Annotated in this window: 20 protein-coding genes; 8 read left to right on the forward strand and 12 right to left on the reverse strand. The window is 70.9% G+C overall.

Translation table 11 applies throughout. The annotated features are described in order from the left end of the window. Positions 1-51 precede the first annotated feature (51 nt). Positions 52-843, reverse strand: coding sequence for a ferritin-like domain-containing protein (locus HS104_25410; protein ID MBE7483300.1), 792 nt, complete (start codon positions 841-843; stop codon positions 52-54). Beyond that, complete coding sequence (locus HS104_25415) at positions 822-1,160, reverse strand: hypothetical protein (protein ID MBE7483301.1); 339 nt, start codon at positions 1,158-1,160, stop codon at positions 822-824. The genes HS104_25410 and HS104_25415 overlap by 22 nt, the downstream gene beginning before the upstream one ends. Positions 1,161-1,326: 166 nt before the next feature. On the opposite strand from HS104_25415, the gene HS104_25420 reads away from it, so the two are divergent. Continuing rightward, positions 1,327-2,331 (forward strand): hypothetical protein, encoded by a 1,005-nt coding sequence (locus tag HS104_25420; GenBank protein MBE7483302.1) that lies wholly within the window; start codon positions 1,327-1,329, stop codon positions 2,329-2,331. A 137-nt stretch (positions 2,332-2,468) separates the two neighbouring features. Then, on the forward strand, positions 2,469-2,978 hold the full coding sequence (locus tag HS104_25425) for a hypothetical protein (protein MBE7483303.1): 510 nt from the start codon (positions 2,469-2,471) through the stop codon (positions 2,976-2,978). Between the two features lie 182 nt (positions 2,979-3,160). Here HS104_25425 and HS104_25430 read toward each other — a convergent pair whose 3' ends face one another. The 3 genes from HS104_25430 to HS104_25440 form a co-directional block, all read right to left on the reverse strand. Next, positions 3,161-3,697: a hypothetical protein gene (locus HS104_25430; protein ID MBE7483304.1), complete on the reverse strand. Its 537-nt coding sequence runs from the start codon at positions 3,695-3,697 to the stop codon at positions 3,161-3,163. 253 nt (positions 3,698-3,950) lie between these two features. Further along, a complete protein-coding gene (locus HS104_25435) occupies positions 3,951-5,447 on the reverse strand; it encodes an insulinase family protein (GenBank protein ID MBE7483305.1) in 1,497 nt (498 codons plus the stop codon). Continuing rightward, on the reverse strand, positions 5,444-6,814 hold the full coding sequence (locus tag HS104_25440; protein ID MBE7483306.1) for an insulinase family protein: 1,371 nt from the start codon (positions 6,812-6,814) through the stop codon (positions 5,444-5,446). Before HS104_25440 ends, HS104_25435 begins: the two co-directional genes overlap by 4 nt. 143 nt (positions 6,815-6,957) lie before the next feature. On the opposite strand from HS104_25440, the gene HS104_25445 reads away from it, so the two are divergent. The 3 genes from HS104_25445 (at position 6,958) to HS104_25455 (ending at position 10,556) form a co-directional block, all read left to right on the forward strand. Next, complete coding sequence (locus tag HS104_25445) at positions 6,958-8,016, forward strand: hypothetical protein (GenBank protein ID MBE7483307.1); 1,059 nt, start codon at positions 6,958-6,960, stop codon at positions 8,014-8,016. A gap of 181 nt (positions 8,017-8,197) precedes the next feature. After that, positions 8,198-9,517 carry a hypothetical protein gene (locus HS104_25450; GenBank protein MBE7483308.1) on the forward strand — a complete coding sequence of 440 codons (1,320 nt, stop codon included), beginning with the start codon at positions 8,198-8,200 and terminating at the stop codon, positions 9,515-9,517. A 13-nt stretch (positions 9,518-9,530) separates the two neighbouring features. Then, complete coding sequence (locus HS104_25455; GenBank protein MBE7483309.1) at positions 9,531-10,556, forward strand: hypothetical protein; 1,026 nt, start codon at positions 9,531-9,533, stop codon at positions 10,554-10,556. Between the two features lie 6 nt (positions 10,557-10,562). Here HS104_25455 and HS104_25460 read toward each other — a convergent pair whose 3' ends face one another. Genes HS104_25460 through HS104_25470 form a run of 3 tightly spaced genes read right to left on the reverse strand, consistent with a single transcriptional unit; the run spans position 10,563 to position 15,059 of the window. Beyond that, positions 10,563-11,864 carry a serine/threonine protein kinase gene (locus HS104_25460; protein MBE7483310.1) on the reverse strand — a complete coding sequence of 434 codons (1,302 nt, stop codon included), beginning with the start codon at positions 11,862-11,864 and terminating at the stop codon, positions 10,563-10,565. 25 nt (positions 11,865-11,889) lie between these two features. Continuing rightward, positions 11,890-13,152, reverse strand: a complete 1,263-nt coding sequence (locus tag HS104_25465) for a hypothetical protein (protein ID MBE7483311.1) — start codon at positions 13,150-13,152, stop codon at positions 11,890-11,892. A gap of 35 nt (positions 13,153-13,187) precedes the next feature. Next, positions 13,188-15,059: an adenylate/guanylate cyclase domain-containing protein gene (locus HS104_25470; protein ID MBE7483312.1), complete on the reverse strand. Its 1,872-nt coding sequence runs from the start codon at positions 15,057-15,059 to the stop codon at positions 13,188-13,190. Between the two features lie 25 nt (positions 15,060-15,084). Here HS104_25470 and HS104_25475 point away from each other — a divergent pair, with 25 nt between their 5' ends. Both HS104_25475 and HS104_25480 read left to right on the forward strand, forming a co-directional pair. Further along, positions 15,085-15,672 (forward strand): hypothetical protein, encoded by a 588-nt coding sequence (locus HS104_25475; GenBank protein MBE7483313.1) that lies wholly within the window; start codon positions 15,085-15,087, stop codon positions 15,670-15,672. Positions 15,673-15,682: 10 nt separating this feature from the next. Further along, a complete protein-coding gene (locus HS104_25480; GenBank protein MBE7483314.1) occupies positions 15,683-16,189 on the forward strand; it encodes a CYTH domain-containing protein in 507 nt (168 codons plus the stop codon). Here HS104_25480 and HS104_25485 read toward each other — a convergent pair. Together HS104_25485 and HS104_25490 are read right to left on the reverse strand one after the other, a co-directional pair. After that, complete coding sequence (locus HS104_25485) at positions 16,183-17,268, reverse strand: hypothetical protein (GenBank protein ID MBE7483315.1); 1,086 nt, start codon at positions 17,266-17,268, stop codon at positions 16,183-16,185. The two genes, HS104_25480 and HS104_25485, sit on opposite strands and share 7 nt — an antisense overlap. Before the next feature lie 48 nt (positions 17,269-17,316). Then, a complete protein-coding gene (locus tag HS104_25490; protein MBE7483316.1) occupies positions 17,317-18,852 on the reverse strand; it encodes a cobalamin B12-binding domain-containing protein in 1,536 nt (511 codons plus the stop codon). 91 nt (positions 18,853-18,943) lie between these two features. Between HS104_25490 and HS104_25495 the strand changes: the two genes are divergently transcribed. After that, a complete protein-coding gene (locus HS104_25495; GenBank protein MBE7483317.1) occupies positions 18,944-19,549 on the forward strand; it encodes a hypothetical protein in 606 nt (201 codons plus the stop codon). A 2-nt stretch (positions 19,550-19,551) separates the two neighbouring features. Here HS104_25495 and HS104_25500 read toward each other — a convergent pair whose 3' ends face one another. Together HS104_25500 and HS104_25505 are read right to left on the reverse strand one after the other, a co-directional pair. Then, positions 19,552-20,214: a hypothetical protein gene (locus HS104_25500; protein ID MBE7483318.1), complete on the reverse strand. Its 663-nt coding sequence runs from the start codon at positions 20,212-20,214 to the stop codon at positions 19,552-19,554. A 37-nt stretch (positions 20,215-20,251) separates the two neighbouring features. Continuing rightward, positions 20,252-20,620 (reverse strand): hypothetical protein, encoded by a 369-nt coding sequence (locus HS104_25505; GenBank protein ID MBE7483319.1) that lies wholly within the window; start codon positions 20,618-20,620, stop codon positions 20,252-20,254. Between the last annotated feature and the right edge of the window lie 16 nt (positions 20,621-20,636).

Consider the following 20,636-nt stretch of genomic DNA (forward strand, 5'->3'; position numbering starts at 1 on the left):
CAGCTCGGGCTACGGCAACTGCGACGGCGTCAGGCGGGCGAATGCGTCTGATCAGCTGAGCACGCGGAAGCCGGACCGGCGCGCGCCCTCGACCCAGCGCCACATCGGTCCGGTGTCGAGGCCGAGCGCTTCGAGCCCCGGCGCGATCACGTCGCGCGCGGCCGCTTCGAAGATCGCGAGGCGCACCGGCTCGGGCAGCTCGCCGTGCGCTCGGAGCGCCACCTCGTGCTCACCGGCGGGCGAGGGCGAGAACAGCTCCTCCCGCACGGCGCCCGCGAGCATGCGCGGGATTTCCGCGGCGAGGAAGTCACCACGCCCCCGGGCGCGCTCGTGGGCGAGGTGCGCCCAGCCGATGCGGCTGTGGTGGACCTCGTCTCGGAGGATGGTGCGCAAGGCAGCCCGCGCGCCGGCCTCCCGCGCCTCCGAGTGCGAAACGCGCATCAGCGCCGAGTTCAGGGTCTCGGTGATGCAGCAGAAGGCCACCACCTCGTACAGCACGCGATCGCGGTGCGCGAAGCGCGTGCCGCCCAGGGGCAGCGCGCTCACCAGCGGCTCGAGCGGGGCATCTCCGCCGTAGGCCTCGACCATGGCGCGGCACAGCGCGTGATGCCGGCGCTCCTCGCCGACGGCGCGCTCTGCGAGCTCGATGGCCTGGGTGGCGCTCCCTACCACTCGGAGCTCCCGCCCGAGGCGCGCGAAGCGTTGCTCCGCCTCGCGCTCGGCGTTGGCGCGGAACGCCCACACCCCCGCGAGAGTGCGCCGGGCCGGCGGCGCGAGCGCGCCCGCGTCCGGCAGCTCCAGCCGCTCTTCGTTTGCACCGCTCACGAGAACCACGACAGCCACGAGTCCACTCCGTCTTGAGCCGCGTCCTCGGTCCCAGCATCGGTCGCCTCACTGCCCGCGTCGGCGACCGCGCTGCCCGCGTTGCCCGCGTTGCCCGCCGCGCCGGCTGCGTTCTGACCCGCGCTCCCGCCGGTCGCGGTGCTGCCGCCGGTCGCGGCGCCGCCGGACGCGATCTGACTCCCGCCGCTGCCGCTCGCGCCGCCGCTCGCGACCCCCGCCGCGCCGCCGGCGCTCGAGTCGCCGCCACCGCCATCATCCGAGCAGGCCATCGAGAGCCCGCCCACCACCAGCACCTTGAACAAGGACTCCAAGCGCATTTGCCACCTCCTCGGGCCCGACCGGGCCGTTGACGAAGCTGAGCTTGGGTCGCCCGCGCAATTGCGGCCATTAGAATGATCGCAATGCTTCGTTGCATTCCCAGCAACGGATAGGAGCGCCCGTCGCGCGCCTCCCCCGGCGGGCAGCGGTGATATTCAGAGATCCGTGGTCTCGACCTTCGAAACCGCGCTCGGCACCTTCGTCGTCTCGCGCTCCCCACAGGCCCGGCGCCCGCTCGCGATCTACGGGCCGACTCCACCGGCGGCACGCTCGCCGCTGTTGCTCCGGATCCGCCCGCTCTACGCGGCTGACCGCCGGGCGGTTCGTGACGGCGTCGCGCGCGAGGTTCGTGGTCTCGACCAGCGGTTCGACGGCGTCGCCTTCGTCGAGACCGATCTGGACGACGCGACCGTTCGCGCGCTCTTGCCGGAGTCCGCCCAAGGAACGATCGCCTCCGCGGTCGGCAAGCACGCCGCGGTAGTGCAGGTCCGCCCCAACTTCGTCCATGTCGAGATCCCCCCGCGCCGCAAGGACGGCGTGCCGGCTGGAGAGGTCCCCGAGCTAATCGCGGCGGCCGCGGCGATCGCGGGAGCGTCGCGCGCGTTGCCACAGAGCGCCGTTGTCGAGCTGCACGGCGGTGGGCGGGCGCTGGTGGTCGCGCTGATCGTCTTGGCGCTCGGGCCCATCTTCGCCAGCGTGACCTTCGACGTCGCCCGGCTGATGCCGCCGGGAACCGCGCTCGTCGTCGCTTGTGCCGCGCTCGCTTCTGGCGCCGTCTTCGTGGTCGCGCGGGCGGCGGCTCGCCGGCTCGGCGCGAGTCGCACGACGTCCCACCAGATCGCGTTCGAGCGCGCCCTGTTGGCGGCGGTCGCGCTGGGCGTCGCCATCTTGCACCTCGTTCCGATCGCCAACCGCGCGCTCGACGGCGAGGCCGCCGCGCAGCGCGAAGCGACGGTCAGCGCACTCCGTCGCACCAGGGCCGGATTCGTCGGCGCAGTCTGTCTCCAGTCCGAGAGCTTGCCCGGGACCTGCCTCGGTCTCCGCCCGCCAGGGGACGACGCCTTCGAAATGAGGGAAGTCGGCGCGCCCGTCGTGATCCACGAGCGGCGCGGCGCGCTGCGCTTGCCCTGGATCGAGCGGATTCGAAAGGCGGGCGCCGGGGGTCCGTGAGCACGGCCCGAGGTCAATCGAGAGCACGGCTGCGACCCTTCCGGGCCCGTGGCACACGGTGTGCCGCCGGGCCCGCTCGATCTCGGCCGAAGGGCTCCTCGACTCGTCTGGCATGTGCCGTGCTACGAGAGGTGAGCATGAAGCGGGTCATCGCGTTCGCGATCGTGGCAGGGGTCGTTGCGTGCAGCTCGGGCGAGTCGTCACCAGGTAGCGGCGGGTCCGCTGGCGCCGGAGGCTCCAGTGGTGGGGGCGGAACCGGCGGGTGTCCCGAGGAGTGCTTCGCTCCGAGCCAGTGCGTGCACGCGTGCGGGGAGACTCCGGTCGAGTACGGCTGCTGTGGGTGCCCGCCCGGAACCATCGACGCCCATCAGTGTGCCGCCGACGCCGGGTGCCATCCGACCATCGCAGATGCCGGCAGCCTCCCCTGCGGCGCCGAGACCTGCACTGCGGATCAGATCTGCGTTTACCACTGCTGTGGGGGCGCGCCGACCGACGGCGGGAGCGCCTGCAAACCAGCCCCTCCGTCCTGCGTGGACGCCAGCACGATCACCTGCTCTCCCTGTGGCGGCGACGCGAATTGCCATGCGCCGACCGAGAGCTGCAGCGGCACGCTGGTCGGTCAAACGCTCACCTGCGTCTGTGCGTAGAACGCTCCGACCTCGCCCGCGAACGGTAGCGCGACTCCCCCCGCTCGAGTCAGTCGAGACCCTCAGCGGCCGAGCACGCGGACCTGAGCGCTGAACGCCGGCGCGACCTCCCCCGGCGCCACCGATACCCTGCGCGTCGCTGCCGTCACCGCCCAGATGGGAGGTTCATCGTCGACCGGCGCTCAGAACGGCCCCACACCGCCCACCCCGAAGCCCAGCATGAACAGGACGAAGGTCCGATCGTCGCGGCCGGCGAAGCGCACGTCGTGCTCGACGGAGACTCCCGCGCTGAGGGCCAGCGGCAACAGCACGCCCAGATCGAGGGAGGGACCGAGCGTGCCGACGTAGTCCTTGCCGGCGTGCTCCTCGAGCTCGATCGCGTTGAAGCCGAAGCGCGCGTAGCCGCCGAGGCTGCCCGTTCGATTGAAGACCAGGCCCGGGTCCACCACCTCCATCGTGAGCACGTACAGGTGAGGACCGAACCCGAGCTCGCTGCCGTCGCCGGTGCTCTTCCAGCGCGTGTGTACGCCGAGCCCGCCGCCGCCACCCCGGGAGCCGGAGCCCAAACCCAAGCCCGCGTGCACGGCCGAACCGCCCTCGCGTTCACCCTTCGGGACCGGCATGGCGTACCCGCCGGTGAGGGTGGCGAGCGCCGAGCAGCCGGCGCAGAGCGCGGCAAAGCTCGCCAGGAGCGCGTGCCGCCAGCCAGGGCTTTCCACCTGGGCTCATACGCGACTTGGCGTGTCACCTACCCGGGGCTGCCGTACCGCGCTGACGATCAGCGCGCCGCCGACGCGGCCGACCACTCCCCTTCAGGATGCCTTCGATCGCGAGCGTGCCCCGTCCTCGCCTGCGCTCAGCCCCGTTTCCGCGCGCGCATGCGCGTTACTCCTGACGCCCTGCGCCGCGCCTCGGTCGGCGCTCGCCGCCCCTCGGCGCCCAGCGCGCCCGGTTCAGTGGTGCGCCCTTCGACTACTTCTTCGCGCGGTTGCCCTGCGCGTCGAAGAACAAGAGCTTGCGATCGAGCCCTTCGAGCGTCGGCTCGACGACCTTGCGATCACCGGCCAGCACCACGACGAACTCGTCGGGGTTGCAGTATCCCTTGGCGAGCTCGTTGGCCTGCTCGACCGTGACGGCCTTCACGCGCTCCGACCACTTCTCGAGCCAGTCGTCGGGGCGGGAGTAGAGCGGGATGGCCGCAAGCTGACCGGCGACGTCGCCGCCGCGCTCGAAGCGCCCGGGGAAGCCGAGCAGGAGCCCGCCTACCGCCTCGTCGCGCTCCTGGGCGCTGATCGGCCGCGAGGCGCACAGATCGCGGAGCTCCTTGAACGACTCGTCGATGCTGGGCCGCGTGGCCTCGCGCTTGACGGACGCCGACAGGCCGAACAGGCCCGTGTCCTTGAACCGGCGGAAGCTCGAGCCGGCGCCGTAGGTGTAGCCCTTCGCCTCGCGCAGGTTCAGGTTCAGGCGGCTGGTGAAGGCCTCGCCGAAGACGCGGCTCATCACCAGCGCCGGGAAGTACTCGGGCGTGCCCTCGCCGGGCGCGCGGCGCGCGATGGTCATCGCGGTCTGCGTCGCGCCGGGGAAGTCCACGAAGAAGACGGCCTTCTCCGGCTTGGCGCTGGAGACCGCCGGGCTCTTGGCCTTCGCCGCGCCGCTCCACTCGCCGAAGCTCGCCTCCAGCGCCTGCTTCACCGGCTCCTTGTCGATGCCGCCGACGACCACGAAGGCGGCGCCCTCCGGTGCGAACAGCGCTCGGTAGTGCGCCTTCACGTCCGCGAGCTGGAGCTTGCTCAGGCTGGGGCGCGTGCCGCTCGCGAGGTCCGAGCCGTAGCCGTCGCCGAACAGGGCACGCCTGAGCACGATGGCGCGCGCGGAGGCCGGCTCGCTCTCCGCGGCCAGCGCGTCGGCGATGCGCTGGTCCTTGCGGCGCTGGAACTCCTTCGGGTCGAACGCGGGCTTCTGCACGATGTCGGCGAGGAGCTTCACGCTCGGCTCGAGGCTGTCGGCGATGGTGTTCATCGCCAGCATCACGTTGTCCACGTCGGCGTTCGCCGAGTAGTCGGTGCCGAGCCGCTGGAGCTCCTCCGAGAGCGCCAGCGAGTCCTTGCCCCCCGCGCCTTCGTCGAGCATGTCGGCGGTGAGGGCGGTGAGGCCCGCCTTGCCCTTCGGATCGGTGGCGCTGCCCCGAGGGACGACCAGGACCACGCTCACCAGCGGCGTGGGTCCCTGCTTCACGAAGTAGACCTTCATGCCGTTCTTGAGCGCGAAGATCTCGGGCGGGGGCAACGCCCAGGCGGGCGTGGGCGCGGGGGCGGGCAGCTTGGCGCGATCCGGCGCGTCCCCTCGGGCCGTGGTCGGCGCCGCGGTGGGCGCCGGCGGGAGCGGCGGCAGCTTGGCCGGTTCCTGCTGTGCACCTCCGCAACCGAAGGCGAAGAGCGCGGCGACGGCGTAGCCTCGGCGGTTCATTGCTGCGCTCCTCCGGCCTTGGGGCCCTGCACGATGTCGATGCGCGCGTGGTGCTTCAGGTCGAGCCACTTCTGCGCCGTCTCGTGCACGCTCTTGGGGGTGGCCCCGGTGTAGCGCGCGAGATCCTGCTTCAGGTAATCGGCCTTGCCGGTCGCGTGGTAGTAGGTGCTGAGCGTGGTGGCGCGGGACACGGCGCCCTCGACGCGCTGGTAGAACTCCTTCTTGTAGCCGTTCACCGCGCGCTTCATCTCGTCGTCGCTGGGCGGCGTGGCGAGCGCCTTCTCCAGCGCCTCCATCAGCGCGGTCTCCAGCTCCTTCAGCGTCTTGCCGGGCGCGGCGGTGGCCTGCACCACGTAGAAGCTGGAGAGCTGCATGGATGCCTGGAACGCCTCGACGTCCTTGGCGACCTTCTTGTCGTAGACCAGCGGCTTGTACAGGCGGCTGGTCTTGCCGTTGGTCAGGATGCTGGAGAACAGATCGAGCTCGGCGTCGCCGGGAGCGAAGATGGCCGGGGTGTGCCAGGCCAGGTAGATGCGCGGCAGCTTCACGTCGTCGGTCTTCACGACGTGCACGACGGACTCGAGCTTGGGCACGCTGGCCGTCGGCTTTGGTGCGCGCTTGCCCGCGCTGCCCTCGGCGCCGCCGAAGTACTTCTTCACCAGCGCCTTCGCCTGGGCCGACTCGAAGTCGCCGACCAGCGTGACCACCGCGTTGGCCGGCCCGTAGTACTCGCGGAAGAAGCCCTTCACGTCGTCCAGGGACGCCGCGGTCAGGTCGGCGTGCGAGCCGATCACCGAGTGGCCGTAGGGGTGGCTCGCGGGGTAGAGGGCCTCGGTCAGGTAGATCCACGCCATGCCGTAAGGCGGGTTCTCGTAGCGCTGGCGGCGCTCGTTCTTGACCACGTCCCGCTGGTTGTCGAGGCGGTCCTGGGTGAGCGCCGGCAGCAGGTTGAACATGCGATCGGACTCCATCCAGAGCGCCAGATCCAGGTAGTTCGAGGGCACCCGCTCGAAGAAGTTGGTGCGGTCCTGGGTCGTGGTCCCGTTCACGCTGCCGCCGATGGGCTCGAAGGGCTTGAAGTACTCGTCGTCGAAGTGCTTGCTGCCCTGAAACATCAGGTGCTCGAACAAATGGGCGAAGCCGCTGCGCCCCTTCTTCTCGTGGGCCGAGCCCACCAGGTAGCGGATCTCCGTCGCCACCACGGGCAGCCGGTGGTCCTCGGAGAGCAGCACCGTCAGGCCGTTGTCGAGCTGGTACTGCTCGACCGGCAGGCTCAGCGCCGCAGGGGGCTTGGGAGGGGGCGTCGCCTGGGCAACGCCGGCGGCCGCGATCAACGCGGAGGTGGCAAGCAGGGCTCGAAGTCGCATCGGGGAGGGTTTTCTGGGCGAGTCACCGGGACGTCAAGGGGATGTGGGGCAAAGGCGGGGAAGGTGGTCCGGGGGGGCGTCGTAGGAGGAGCCGCCTCGGACCCCCGTGTGGGTTCGAACAGGTTTTTTCGGGGAGACTCGTCATGCAGATCGTTCGATTCGCTTCGGTTGTGGGCTTGGTTTCGCTGGTCGTCGCCTGCGGCGGCGCCGGCACGAGCGGGGGCGTCGGTTTCGACGACGCCGGCGTCGGCACCGGCGGCGCCAACGTCGGAGGTTCCGGCAACACTGGAAACACCTCCGGAACCGGCGGCGAGGCGGGAAGCCCCGGAACCGGGGGCGCGGCCTTCGGGGGCGCGGCCGGCGGCGGCGGCGCGGCGGGATTCGGCGGCGAGGCGGGCGGCGGCGCCGCGGGCTTCGGCGGTGAAGGCGCGTTCGGCGGCACGGCGGGCGACGGCGGCACCTCGGGCTCCGGTGGCGCCGCGGGCGGCCCTGGCTGCAAGAGCTCGGGCTCGAGCTGCAGCTACAGCTCCGACTGCTGCTCCGGACTCACCTGTCAGAGCGGCACCTGCAAGACGCCCTGCAAGTCGAGCGGCCTGAGCTGCAGCTACAGCTCCGACTGCTGCTCCGGACTCACCTGCAACAGCGGCTACTGCGGCACCGCCTGCAAGTCGAGCGGCTCCACCTGCACCTACAACACCGACTGCTGCTCGGGACTCACCTGCAACAGCGGCACCTGCGGCACCGCCTGCAAGTCGAGCGGCCTGAGCTGCACCTACAACACCGACTGCTGCTCAGGCCTCACCTGCAACAGCGGCTACTGCGGCACCGCCTGCAAGTCGAGCGGCTCCACCTGCACCTACAGCTCCGACTGCTGCTCAGGCCTCACCTGCAACAGCGGCTACTGCGGCACCGCCTGCAAGTCGAGCGGCCTGAGCTGCACCTACAGCTCCGACTGCTGCACCGGCTTGACCTGCCAAAGCGGCACCTGCAAGACGCCCTGCAAGTCGAGCGGCTCGGCCTGCACCTACAGCTCCGACTGCTGCACGGGCCTGACCTGCTCCGGCGGCTACTGCAAGAGCAGCACCACGACGGGCACCTGCAACGGGTACTGCGGCGGCAAGTCCGCGGGGAGCTGTTACTGCGACTCGGCCTGCGCAGGCGCCGGCGACTGCTGCCCGGACAAGGTCACGTACTGCGGCTGATTGGTCTTGGGCCCCGACCGGTGGCGTCTCCCCGCGCCACCGGTCGGGGTTCTTTTCTCTTGTGCTTCGGGTTGGGGCGCGGCGCTCCCGAAGGACGCGTCACGCTGGCGCGCACCCGAGGATTCGAGGCAGATCCGCGCTGGCACGCGTCGTGCGAGGCAGCCTTCGCAGGAGGCACACGATGCGTCGCGCAGAAATTCAGGTCAGTCAGCTCCCCACCGAGGCCGCCGGCTGGCGCCAAGGCAAGCCCGTCGAAGATCCCGAGAAGACCAAGCGCTGGGGCTTCGTCACGGCAAAGCCCAGCGAGTACCTGGTCCACGTCCGGCGCGGCAGCGTGCGCCGGCGCAGCTCCGGGCAAGGCGCGACTTGCTTCAAGTGGCCGTGGGACGCCGTCGCCGTCGTGCCGACCTCGTTCCAGCGCCTGATGTTCCGCGCCGATCAGGTCACGCTGGAGAAGGTCGGAGTCGAGATCGTCGGGCTCGCGGTGTACCGCATCGCGGAGCCGCTGATCGCCTACCGAGTGCTGAACTTCAGCTTCCCCGAGCGCGCGCAGGTGAAGCTCGAGGAGGCGCTGACCGGGATGTTCGTGGGCGCCACGCGCCGCCTGGTCGCCAACTTGAGCGTGGAGGACTGCCTTCAGAAGCGCAAGAGCGCGCTGGCCGAGGAGCTCCTGCGTGAGGTCTCACCGGTCGTGGGCGGCGAGGGCAAGCTCGACGACTTCACCACCAAGGGCTGGGGCATCGTCATCGACACCATCGAGATCCAGGAGGTCCGCATCCTGAGCGAGAGCGTGTTCGCCGCCATGCAGGCGCCTTACCGCGCCGAGCTCGAGCGCAGCGCGCGCCAGGCGCGAGCGCAGGCGGAGAAGGACATCGCGACGCGCGAGGCGGATCTCTCGCGCCAAGTGGAGGAAGCGCGCATCCAGAGCGAGCTCGTGGTGCGAGAGCGCAAGGAAGAGCTCGAGCGCATGGCCTCCGAGGCGAAGAAGGCCCTGGCGCTGCGCGAGGCGGCGATGGTCCGCGAGGTCGAGGAAGCGAAGCTCGCGGCCGCCGCGAAGCTGCGCGAGCAGGCCGCAGACATCGCCCGCCGCGAGGCCGAAGCGCGTACCCGCGACGCGGTGCTGGCCCACGAGCGCACCGTGCAGGAGGCGCGCGCGGAGCTCGAGGCCCACGAGATCCGCGCCCAGGCCCTGGCCAAGCGGGCGGAGCTCGCGCGCGTCGAGGTGAGCGGCGACGTCGAGCGCAGGCGGGCGCTCGCGGAGGTGATCCTGGTCGAGCAGAGCGCGCAGGCCGAAGGGGCGCTGGCCCACGCCCGCGCCGAGCGCGAGCGGGCCGAAGCCCAGGCGCGCGTGCTCACCGCCGAGAACCTGCCCAAGCTCGCGGCCGCCGTCGGCCAGAAGTTCGGCGAGGTGAAGGTCACGCAGTTCGGCGGCGGTGAGAACGCCTTCGGCAGCATCGCGCAGGCGGTGGCGAGCGTGGTCGAGCTGGCGAAGTCGGCGTGATAAGTTCGGCGTCATGCCTTCGGGGCGGGTCGTCAGGACGGTGGGAGTCGCGCTCTGGCTCCTGCCGTCGCTCGCGCTCGCCGAGCCCTCGGCGGAGGACAAGGCGCTCTCCACGGAGCTCTTCAAGGAGGGACGGAGGCTCCTGGGCCAGGGCAAGGTCGCCGAGGCGTGCGCCAAGCTCGGCGAGAGCCAGCGCCTGGTGCCCGCCACCGGCACGCTGCTGAACCTGGCGATTTGCCAGGAGCAGCAAGGCAAGACGGCGACCGCCTACGCGGCGTTCGTCGAGGCCCGGGCACGGGCCAAGCGCGACAGGCAAGCGGAGCGAGTGAAGCTCGCCGAGGCCCACATCGCGAAGCTCGAGCCGAGGCTGTCGCGCATCACCATCAGCGTCGCCCCGGACGCCGACCTGCCGGAGCTGCGGGTGTTCCGCGACGGCAGCGAGGTCGGCCGCGGCGCCTGGGGCACCGCGATGCCCGTGGACCCCGGCGAGCACACCATCGAAGCTCGCGCTCCGGGCAGACAGATCTGGCGCCGCAAGGTGCAGGTGGGCGCGACCGCGGACGCGCAGAGCGTGAGCATCGCGGCGCTGGAAGCTGCGCCCGAAGACAGCGCACCACCCGAGGCGCAGCCGGTGCCCGTCGGGCCCGCGGCAGCGCCACTCCTCGTCTCCCCAACGCCGCGTGAGCCAAACCGTCCCGGCGCCACGCAGCGCACGGCAGGACTGGTGATGGGGGGCCTCGGTCTGATCGGCGTCGGCGCCGGCACCTATTTCGGGCTGCGCGCTTTTTCGAAATGGTCCGACAGCGACGCCAACTGCCCGAACGACCGCTGCACTCCGGCCGGAGCAGAGGCGGCGGACCAGGCGCGCAGCGCGGCAGATCTCTCGACCCTGTGCATCGTCGTCGGCGCCACCGCGCTGGGCGCCGGCGCGTTCCTCTACTTCAGCGCGGACTCGGGCGCTCGAGAGCGAAGAGGCCTCTGGTTGCAGCCAAGCGTGGGACGTGGGGGAGCGAAAGCCACGGTGGGCGCGCGCTTCTGAGCGGAGTCAGAACTGCTCTTGCAGCGGATCACCCGCTGGCCGCGGCTTGGCCTTCGGCCGCGGTCCGGCGTCCGATCCGGCGTCCGGAGGCTCGGTGATCGCGCTCGCGGACGGCTCGGGGGTACGGACCTCTTCCGAAGGAGCAATGGGCGCAGTCGGCGACTGTGCGGGACCGGAGGCGGTGCGTGCCAAATCCGTGGCGGGGCCCGCCGCGCGCGACCCGAACCACACGCCCACCCCCAGGACCAGGACCGTCAGGACGCCCAAAAGGAGCGGCGTGCCTCGACCACGCCGCCGCACATCCACTGCGGCGCTCGCGGCGCCGGCGAGCGAGCCCGTGGCGTTCGCGCGGATGGCGTCGACGGGCGGCGCGCTGCGCTCGCCGGGCGTGACCGCCAGCGTGGTCTCCACCCCGATGCGCTCGATGGCCGACGGGGCCAGCTGCGGCTCCACGCCAAGAACGGCTTGGGCAAGGGCCTCGACCTGCTCGCCGACGCTGGGCCAGCGGTCCGCGGGATCGCGGGCGCAGGAGCGCGCGAACCAGGCGTCGAACGCCGGGCCCAGATCCACTCCGCGCGCCGAGGGCGGCGCCAGCGGTTCGTACACGATCTGGTGGATGAGCTGCGCGATCGTCGGTGCCGTCCAGTAGTCCCGCCCGCCGAGCAACCGGAACGCGATCATCCCCAGCGCCCACACGTCGACGGCAGGCCCGATGCGGCTCACCTCCCCCGTCGCCTGCTCGGGGGCCATGTAGCGCGGAGTGCCGACGACATTGCCGGTCTCCGTGGCCCGACCCTCCGCGCCGCCGTCGGCGACGAACTTCGCGATGCCGAAATCGAGGATCTTGATCCAGTCGCTGCCGTCCTCCCGGTGCGTGAGGAACAGGTTCTCGGGCTTCAGGTCGCGGTGCACGATGCCCATGCGGTGGGCTTTGTCGAGGCCGCGGGCGAGCTGGCGGAACCAGCTCAGCACCCGCTCCGGCGCCCGCGGTGTGCCGTCGCTCAGCCGATCGAGGTCGCTGCCCTCGAGCAGCTCCATCACCAAGAACAAGGCGCCGAGCTCGGGCGCGACGTCAGCGTCGGTCACACGGACGACGTGCTCGCTCTTGATCTGGGCGGGCACGCGGGCTTCGCGTTTGAAGCGCTCGACGGCGGTGGTGCTCCCGACGGCTTGGGCGCTCAGCACCTTGAGCGCCAGCTGCTCGCCGGTGTGGACGTGCTCGACGACGTACACCACTCCCATACCACCCTTGCCCAGGACACGGAGCGGCCGATAGCGGCCGGCGACGAGCGGGGGCAAGGAGCTCACCCGGCGATGATCCCACAACCTTGGCTCAGGTGCGCGGGAAGATCCGCGACTGCGTGATGGCACCTGCCTCGATGGGCACCGCCGCCTGGCCCACCAGCTCGCTGCCCACGAGCAGGCGAATGGTGACGTAGGATTGGGTGAGCGGAACGTTCATGATCCCAGCCGTTCCGGACTCTGTCGTCTGCATCGTCTTCACGCCCGCGGCGCGGAAGTACGAGGTGATGATCCCCGGGTCCCCCGGGTCGATCTCGACGGTGACGCCGCGAGCGTTGAAGCCGCGGCAGTCCAGCGCCGTGGCGAAGACCACCGCCTTCTGGGGGTCGTAGTTCACCGAGAACTGCGTGATCAGCCCCAGGAACTGCAGATCGGTCACCATGAAGAACGTCTCCGCGGCGTCCTTGGACAGCGCCTTGCTGGTGGTCACGAGCATGGTCTTGTGGCCGGCCTTGGTCAGCCGGGCGTAGCCCAGGAAGACCGCGGACGGCGCCAGCGGAATGATGAGCGACGCCACGCCGTTCTCGTCGCTCGTCGCTTGCACGGAGCAGTCCAGGGTCAGCGCGTTGCACAGCTGGACGTGCACGCCGGGAACCCGCTCCTGGGTCAAAATGTCGACGAGCGTGATGGCATAGGACAGCGTTGGTGTCGTGGAGCCGGTACCCCAGCTGTAGTTGTCGACGCACTCCCACGCGCGTCCGGTATCGCAGGCGTCTGCGCAGGGATGCACGAGGCAGTTCTGAAGCTCGGCCACCGCCTGGTTTCGGAGCGGCCCGTTCAGGCACTGCCGAATGCAGTCTGGAAGGTCGTTGCACTCGTGGACGCAGGTGAGGGCGGCTGCGCACGACGAGTCGGCCGCGCAGGTCGTCGCGACGCCGCAACAGGCCTGCTGGATGCAACGGTCACACCCGGCGCCGAAGCGGTCGACGAGCCCCCCGCACGCCTTGCACGCCAGCGAGCACTTTGCCCGCGTGCACTTGCCGAGTGCGTCGAGCGCGGAGTTTCCGACCGGTGCGGTGCTCGCCGCGGCCACCCTGCACTCGGGATCCGAGTCCGCGCAGGCGTGCACGGCGTTGGCCGCCGCCGCGCACTTGGCGTCTTCGGAGCAGGTCGCCCCTTCGGCACAACAAGCCTGGTCGGTGCAGGCGGCGCAGGTCGCCTCCGCGAACGGCAGGCCACCGCACGCGCTCGCTCGCTCCTCGACACCGACCAGCTCGCGGCACGAGGACGCGCCGAGCAGGAGAGCACCCGCGAGGAGCAGACCCGCGTGCATCGGTTTCGACCGGAAGCTCACCCGGCCAATCTATCCCAGAAGCAGGGACCCTTGACTCAAGGATTCACGTCCCAGCGGAGCACCCGCAGGTTGCCCGCGCCCGGCGTCTCGAACGACTCCTCGTGGAGCTCTGCTTGCTTGGACTCCAGCAGCTCCTTCACACCGGGTTGGTCGAGCAACGCGGCGGGGAACGCGATCTGCCCCGCCTCCGCGCAGGCCTGGAGCTTGGCGGCCAGATTCACCGTGTTGCCGAAGTAGTCCAGGTTGGTGTTCAGGTTCACCGCGATGCAAGGTCCCGCGTTGATGCTGGCGCGCACGCGAATGGACAAGTCCTCGCGACCGGGCGGCAGCCGGAGCTGGATCTGCTCCGCCGCCGCCAGCGCGTCCACCGGGCTCGGGAACGCCGCCATGGCCGCGTCGCCGATGGTCTTCACGATGGCGCCGTGGTGCTGCTTCACCACCTCCAAGATCTCGGTGAAGTGCCGCTTCACGTCCACGAACGCGCCGGGATCCCCGCGCGTGGCGTAGAGCTTGGTCGAGCCGACCACGTCCGTGAACAAGATGGTCTGCCGGCCCACCGAGAGCTGCACGTCGGAGCCCAGGTACTCCTCGGTGAACAGATCCCGGAACTGTTGGAAGCTGAGCAGGCGCGCCGGCCGGAGCGCGTCGTCCGACCAGGTCGGCGTCTCGACCACGAACGTGCGCGGCTCGTCGGCGTCGTTCTCGAGCACCAGCTCCGGCGAAGGGCGGGACTCCGGCGCAATGTCCGCGCCGGGCCTCCACTCGACCTCCGCCGCTTCGGACTCTTCCCGCACCTCGAGCGCTCTCGCCTCGGGCAGCCCCGAGACGCGCAAGCGATAGCGTCCGGGAGCGAGCGCCGTGGTGCAGCGCAGGCGCTCGCCCGGCGGCACCAGCTGCTGCAGCTTGATGTGCGATTTGAACGCCGGCTCGGCGCTGCAGAAGAACTGGCGCTGGACCTCGCGGATCGAGGGGTGAACGTGGAACGTCACCTCGATGGCCTCGTCGCTGGCGGTCTCGAAGTCGATGCCGCAAGCCTTGCAGTCACCTCTCTTCGGCAGCTCACCGAGGGTGCGGACCTCGGATCTCACGCCTCGGCAGTGCGGACAGATGACGTCCCAGGACAAGGACAGGAGCCCGATCCGCGTCGCCTTCAGGAACGCCTCGAGCACCGCGTCTTCGGCCTGCTTCCAGCGCCGCGCCAGCGGCAGGATCTGGATCCGGAACAGGTCCATCTCGTCCTCCGAGCTCAGGTGCTCGGCGATGCGGCGCACCAGCTCCGGCTCGACGCCGTCGGCGACCAGCCGCTTGCCGAGCTCGTCCAGGCGACGTCGCGCCTCTTCCGACAGCGCAGGCGGCGCCATCACGAAGGGATTCGAGGCCCGGCGCGCGTCCCCGATGGTCCGCTCCACCTCGCCGAGCACCCGCGAGAACTCGCGCTCGAGCGGGCGCATGCCGATGCCGAGCAACCAGCGCTGCCAGAAGCCCCGGGGCACCCAGCCGAAGTACACGCTCACGCGCGTGCGCTCCCCGAGCGGGTGAAGCTCGAAGATGCCGCGCACGGAGTGGGCAAAGCCACGACTGTAGAGGCGCACCGAGGTCATCTCGCGCTCGGCCACCCAGGTCCAGGGCACCTCGACCCACTCCTGGAGGAAGCCGCCGTTGACGGCGCTGCCGTGCAGCACGCCGTCGCGCTCCTCGAAATTCATGCGCGTGACGCCCATGGCGCGGTTCAGCCGCGAGGTGTCGCTGATGAACGGCCAGAGCTCGCTGGGGGTGGCGTCGAGCTCGAAGTGCCACAGGAACTCCAGCGGGCGGCCCTTGTCGGTGAGCTCCTTCGGCCAAGGATGGCGGGACAGGAGCTCGCCGAGGCTGGGGGGCGCCGTCACGAGATCGCCGGCAGAGGCCATCGCGGAACGACGCTATCATGGCCTCGTGAAGGTGGTCGAAGCCGGCGCGATCAGTCTGGGGCTGCTCACGAGCCCCGGGAGAACTCTCGATCGGGTGGCGCTCCGCCCGTCCGTCGGCACCGCCGCGATCCCGGTCGTCGCCACCGGCGCGGCGTGGTCCGCACTGTGCGTGTTGCTCTGGCTCGACGGGCACGCGCCGTCTCGGAGCCTCGTCCCGCTGCCGAAGGAGAGCTACTACCTCGGGCAAGCGTTGTGGCTGATCCCCGCGCTGCTCCTCGGCTGGATCGTGGTGGGCGGCGTGTGCCAGCTGCTCTCGCGCTGGGCCGGCGGCGCGGGCGGTCGCGCGAGCATGCTGGCCAGCGCGGGCTTCGCCTACGCGCTGCCCCTCGCCGTCTTGTTCGTGCTGCCGGATTTCGTCGCCTACTTGAGCCTCGGCTTCGCGAGCCTGGGCAAGCTGGTGCGCTTCACCGGGCTCGGGCTGATGCTGGCCGAGTGGGCGCTCGTCGCCCGCGCGGTGGTCGCCGTCCACCGCCTCGCCTGGTCACGCGCGCTGCCCATCGCCTTCGTCGCGCTCCTGGCGCAGGCCGCCCTGCTGGCGCCGATCCTGCGCTAGGCTCGGGCCCGTGGGCGTCGAGATCGAGCGCAAGTTCCTGGTCGTTGGCGAGGGCTGGCGCGGCGCGGGCGCGAGCCGCTCGATCCGCCAGGGCTATCTCTCGACGGATCCGGATCGCGTCGTGCGCGTGCGACTGAGCGGCGCGCGCGGCTACCTGACGGTCAAGGGACGCGCGCAGGGCGCACGGCGCACGGAGATCGAGCTGGAGATCCCCGCCGGAGAAGCCACCGAGCTGCTCGCGCTGTGCAAGGGCTCGCTGGTCGAGAAGACCCGGCACGTGATCGAGCACGGAGGCTTCCGCTGGGAGCTCGACGAGTTCACGGGAGACAACGCCGGGCTACTGGTGGCCGAGCTCGAGGTCGCCGACGAGGCCGACTTCGAGCGTGCGCTCTCGGCTCCTCCCCCGTGGTTGGGTCGAGACGTCACCGACGATCCGCGGCTGGCGAACTCCGCGCTCTCCGAGCGCCCGTTCGCGGCGTGGAGCGACGCCGAGCGGCGCGCGCTCGGCGCTCAGTGAACCATTTCGGACATCGCGCGCGGGTACATGACCATGTACTTGGGCGGCGAGCCCGCCTCCGTGACGGGAATGAACACCGAGAACACGCCGGTCAGGGTGGTGAAGTCCACGGCTGTGGTGCCGTTGGTGGGCAGGCCGGTGAAGGCGCCGTTCGGCAAGAAGAACGGGCTGGCGTTGACCAGGTTCTCGGGACCGGCGTCGCCGATGCCGACCCCGGTCTTCCAGAGTCCGAAGATCTCCGAAGCGCCCGCGGGCTTGCCGGTCACGGTCGAGAGCTGCACCAGGAGCGGGCCGTGGGTCTGCTCGTAGAAGCCCACGGAGAGGTCCGTGAGCTGTACGCCGGTGATGGGCGCGGGGGTGCCGGTGCCGACCTTCTTCGCGCAGCCCGGGAGCTGCGAGTTGATCTGTATGGCCATCTCATTGGCGCCGCTCAGGTTGTAGCGCCAGGCGTAGCCGAGCACGTCCACCTTGTCGCCCACCGCGAGCCCGGTGAAGTACTGCGCGACGGTGCTGGCGACGCGCAGCTTGATGGCCTGCTTCGCCCCCGCCGCGAGGCTCGCGTAGCTCTCGGCTTGTTGCACGAAGATCTGGCAGGTGGTGTTGTTCGCGCAGCCCGAGCCGCTGATGGCGGTGACGTAGACGCCGGGCACCCAGACCTGCGTCTCGGTCGTGGGGTTGTCCGCCCAGATCTGCTGCACGGTCTTGGTGGGAACGCCGCTCGGCTGGGTGTCGCAGGTGGGCCAGCTCGGGCCGGCGTCACCGCCGCTGCCGCCGCTACCGCTGCTGCCGCCGCCGCCGCTGGTCGCGCCGCCGGTGTTGCCGCCGCCGCTGCCGGCGGCGCCGCCTCCCGACCCCGCGGAGCCGCCGGAGCCCGCCGCGCCTCCGCCACCCGCGGGCACGCCGCCGGTGGCGCCGTTGCCCGCGCTGCCGTCGCCCCAGATCTGACCACCGGTCCCCGACACGTTGCCGAAGCCGCCGGCGTTCTGTCCGCCGCCGCCGGAGCTCGTGCTCTCACCCGCGGCGCAAGCCACGACGCTCGCGACCGCACCGACAACCGCCCAAACCATCTGCGCGCGCATGGCCCGAGGCTTACCCGCGGAGCGCGGCGCTGTCGAGTCGGTCGGTCATCAGTAGGTTCCCCGGTGGTGCCGCACGTCGGTCATGCCGCGCAGGCTCTGCGCCGCCTGTGCCAATCCCCGCTGGCGCGCACCGACCCGGGTCACCAGCGAGAACAGCCGGGGCAGGTGCTGCCAGAACGGCCCCTTCATGCCGGCGGCGCGGAAGCCGCGCTTCATCAGCGTGGCCAGCGTCGGGCTGATGACCGTCTCCGCGTTGGTCATCCAGTTCGGGTGTGCCACGGCGGCCTTCACCAGCGTGTCGTAGAGCTCGGCCACGTCGAGCTCCGGCGAGAGATACCAGGACGGCTCGAACAGCGACTCGTCCGGCGAGAACCAACCGGTCTGGCGGCAGTACCGCTCGAGCGGCGTGCCGGCGTAGACGCGGATCCCCGTCGTGAACAGCACCAGGTGCGAAGGCGGGATGTGCTTTTCGCAGAACGCCAGCGTCTCCCGCACCGTGGCCATGGTCTCGCCGGGGGCGCCGATCAGGAAGAACCACCAGGTGGGGATGTCCGCGTCGCGGAGCGCCTTCGCCGTGCGCTCGATGGCGTGTTTGCCGAAGCCCTTCTGGAGCGAGGCGAGCGTGGTCTCGGCGGCGCTCTCCGGCGTGCACATCAAGGTCTTGAAGCCGGCACGCTTCATCGCCAAGACCAGCTCTTCCGTCACGCCGGCGGGGTTCAGCCCCATGGTGGAGAGCTCGACCGGCAAGCGGCGGCGCTCGAGCTCCGCGCACAGCGCCCGCGCGTGGGAGAGCGGGAGGTTGAAGGTCGAGTCCACGAACTCGACGTGTCGGACGCCGTGGGAGATGGCCGCCTCGATCTCGTCCACGACGTCCACGGGCTCGCGCAGGCGGTAGCGCCGGCCCTCGATGTTGTTGTAGACGCAGTACGAGCACTCGAGCGCGCAGCCGCGCTTGGTCTGGATCGAATACGGCGTGCCGAGCGACGCGTAGCGCTTCACGTCCACCCAGCGGTGGGCGCGGCTCCACGCGCCCCGGCCAAGCTCCGAGACCACCGCGCGCCCGGCGGCGGGCTCGCCGCGGCGGTTGCTGGCCAAGGGCAGCTCGCGCCCACGCCGGCGCCCGAGCACGCCGGGCAGGCTGCGCGGGTCGGCTTTGGCCTCCAGCGCCGCGCACAGCGCCGCCAGCGCCTCTTCACCTTCTCCGACCAGCGCGTAGTCCGCGCCCAGGTACTCGAGGATCTCGGCGGGGCACACGTTCACGGCGGCGCCGCCCACCACCAGCTCGGCGTCCGGCGCGTGCTCGCGAATGCTCGCCACCACCTGATCGCGGATCTCCGGCAGGAAGAACACCGGTCGCTCGAAGTTGCAGTTGTCCAGGTTGCGGATGGTGAGCGCGACCAGCTCGGGGCGCTCGCGCCCGACGGCGCGGGCGACATCTCGGGCCGGATCCCGCGAGAACGTCAGATCCAGGAAGCTGACGTCGTGTCCGGCGCGCTCGGTCGCCGTGGCCACCAGCGCGAGCCCCACGGGGATCACCGGCCAAGGCATCTGCTCGCGATTGGGGTTGATGCAGAGGATGCGCACGACTCGCGCTTAGCGTCGGCGGCCTCGGTCCTCCGGTCAACCGTGCCGCGTCGCGCTTGCAACGACGCGGAGTTTCGAGCAGGTTTCTCGGGTGCGTCTCCGGTGGCTTTGTTTCTTCCCGATCGTCGGGCTGGCCTCGGGCTGCAAAGAAGAGAGCGAGCCGCAGTCGAAGCCGAAGTCGGACGTGGTGGTCCCGCTCGAGGTGCTCCCCGCCGACTTCGTGGCCCAGGACCAGCCGATGAAGATGCTGAGCGAAGGCGACGGCATCCAGCTCGTGGCGGCGCCGCAAGGAGGCCACGTGATCCACATCGGCGCGCGGGTGCGCGGCCTCGGCTCGGACACGGTGAACCTGCGCACGCGGCTGCGCGACCCCGTGACCAACGCGATCCAGATGGAAGAGGCGCGCGACATCGTGATGCGGCCGGTGCCGGGGCAGCCCGAGTGGATGGAGCCGGATCTGCGCAGCGTCAGCCAGGTGACGCACATCCCGGCCTGTCCCAACTATGACGACGTCGTCCTGATCGACGCTCTCTGGAAGCTCGAGGTCATCGTCGAGGAGCTCGAGGGCCCGGGCCTGGGCAGCGCCAGCCTGGGCGTGAAGCCGATGTGCGCACAGACGGACGCGGCCCTCGCGGCCATGTGCAAGTGCGAGTGCGAAGCCAAATACGTGCTCGGCAAGTGCGCCCAGCCCAACTGAAGTCACTTACCGCAGGCAGCCGGCAGCACCGCGCCGAGCACCGGCAGGATCACGTTGCGCCCGAGGTCGAAGCCGAGCCCCACGGCGTAGCTCTCGCCGCTCTGCCCGATGGAGTCGTAGCGTCCGAGCACGAAGGCGTGCAGGCCGCTCAGGACGTAGGTCGAGAGCGCGCCACGTCGGCAGTGCACCGCTTCGCTCAGCGACTGATAGAACGGGTAGACCTCGACGCGCAGGCCCGCGCCGAAGCCCACCAGCTTGCTCGAGTCGTCACGGCTCTGCCAGAGCGGCGCCGCGGTCAGGCCGAGGGTGAGCGCTGGCCCCGGCGCGTCGTGGACGAGCAGGCCCGCGCCCAAGCCGGTGGCGAGAAAACCTCGCCGGGGCGAGTCGAAGTCGAGGGGGCGCTGGCCATCCATGCCGAAGATGGCGGTGAGCCCGACGTTCGGGGACAGCCGGTAGACCCGCAGCTGATCCTCGAACGAGAGCGACAAGACGCGCGTGTCCAGCAGGCGTGACCACCCGACGCCGACGCGCACCGATCCGATGGCGTCGATGTCGAGCTCGGGCGGCGGCTCGGCGGGCTCGTCGCGGGCGATGCTCTCGGCGTGCGCGAACGCGGGCGACAGCAAGACGCACGCGAGAGCCAACGCTGCCCGATGTCGAGTCACCTGCGGCTCTCCTACGCGCAGCGGGCGCGGGTCTTCCTCAGCGCTTGCCGGGCCGGCGTGACCGACGGCTCTCCGGCGGCTCTTCGCGCGGGATCGGCGGGGGATGGGCGCGGCGAGGCTTGGGCGCGTGCCCCGGCGGCAGCGGCGGGGGCAACGCGCGCTTCGGCGCGGCGGCGGCCTCGGGCAACGGCGGCGGCCCGCGCTTCGGACGCGACGACTTGCGCTCCTCTTCGAGCCACTCGAGCCTCACCTCCAGCGTCTCGCGGCGCGAGCTCTTCGGCCGCTCGCTCAGCCGCGCGGCGTGCTCGTCCGGAAGGAGCCACGACACGTCCACCTCTTGGGTCTGCTTGCGCGGCGGCGGGCGGGGCGGCGCCGGGCGGGGCGGGAGCGAACGACGCGTCGCCATCGTGCCGGTTTTGACA

Source organism: Polyangiaceae bacterium, assembly GCA_015075635.1.
Lineage (GTDB): Bacteria > Myxococcota_A > Polyangia > Polyangiales > Polyangiaceae > JADJKB01.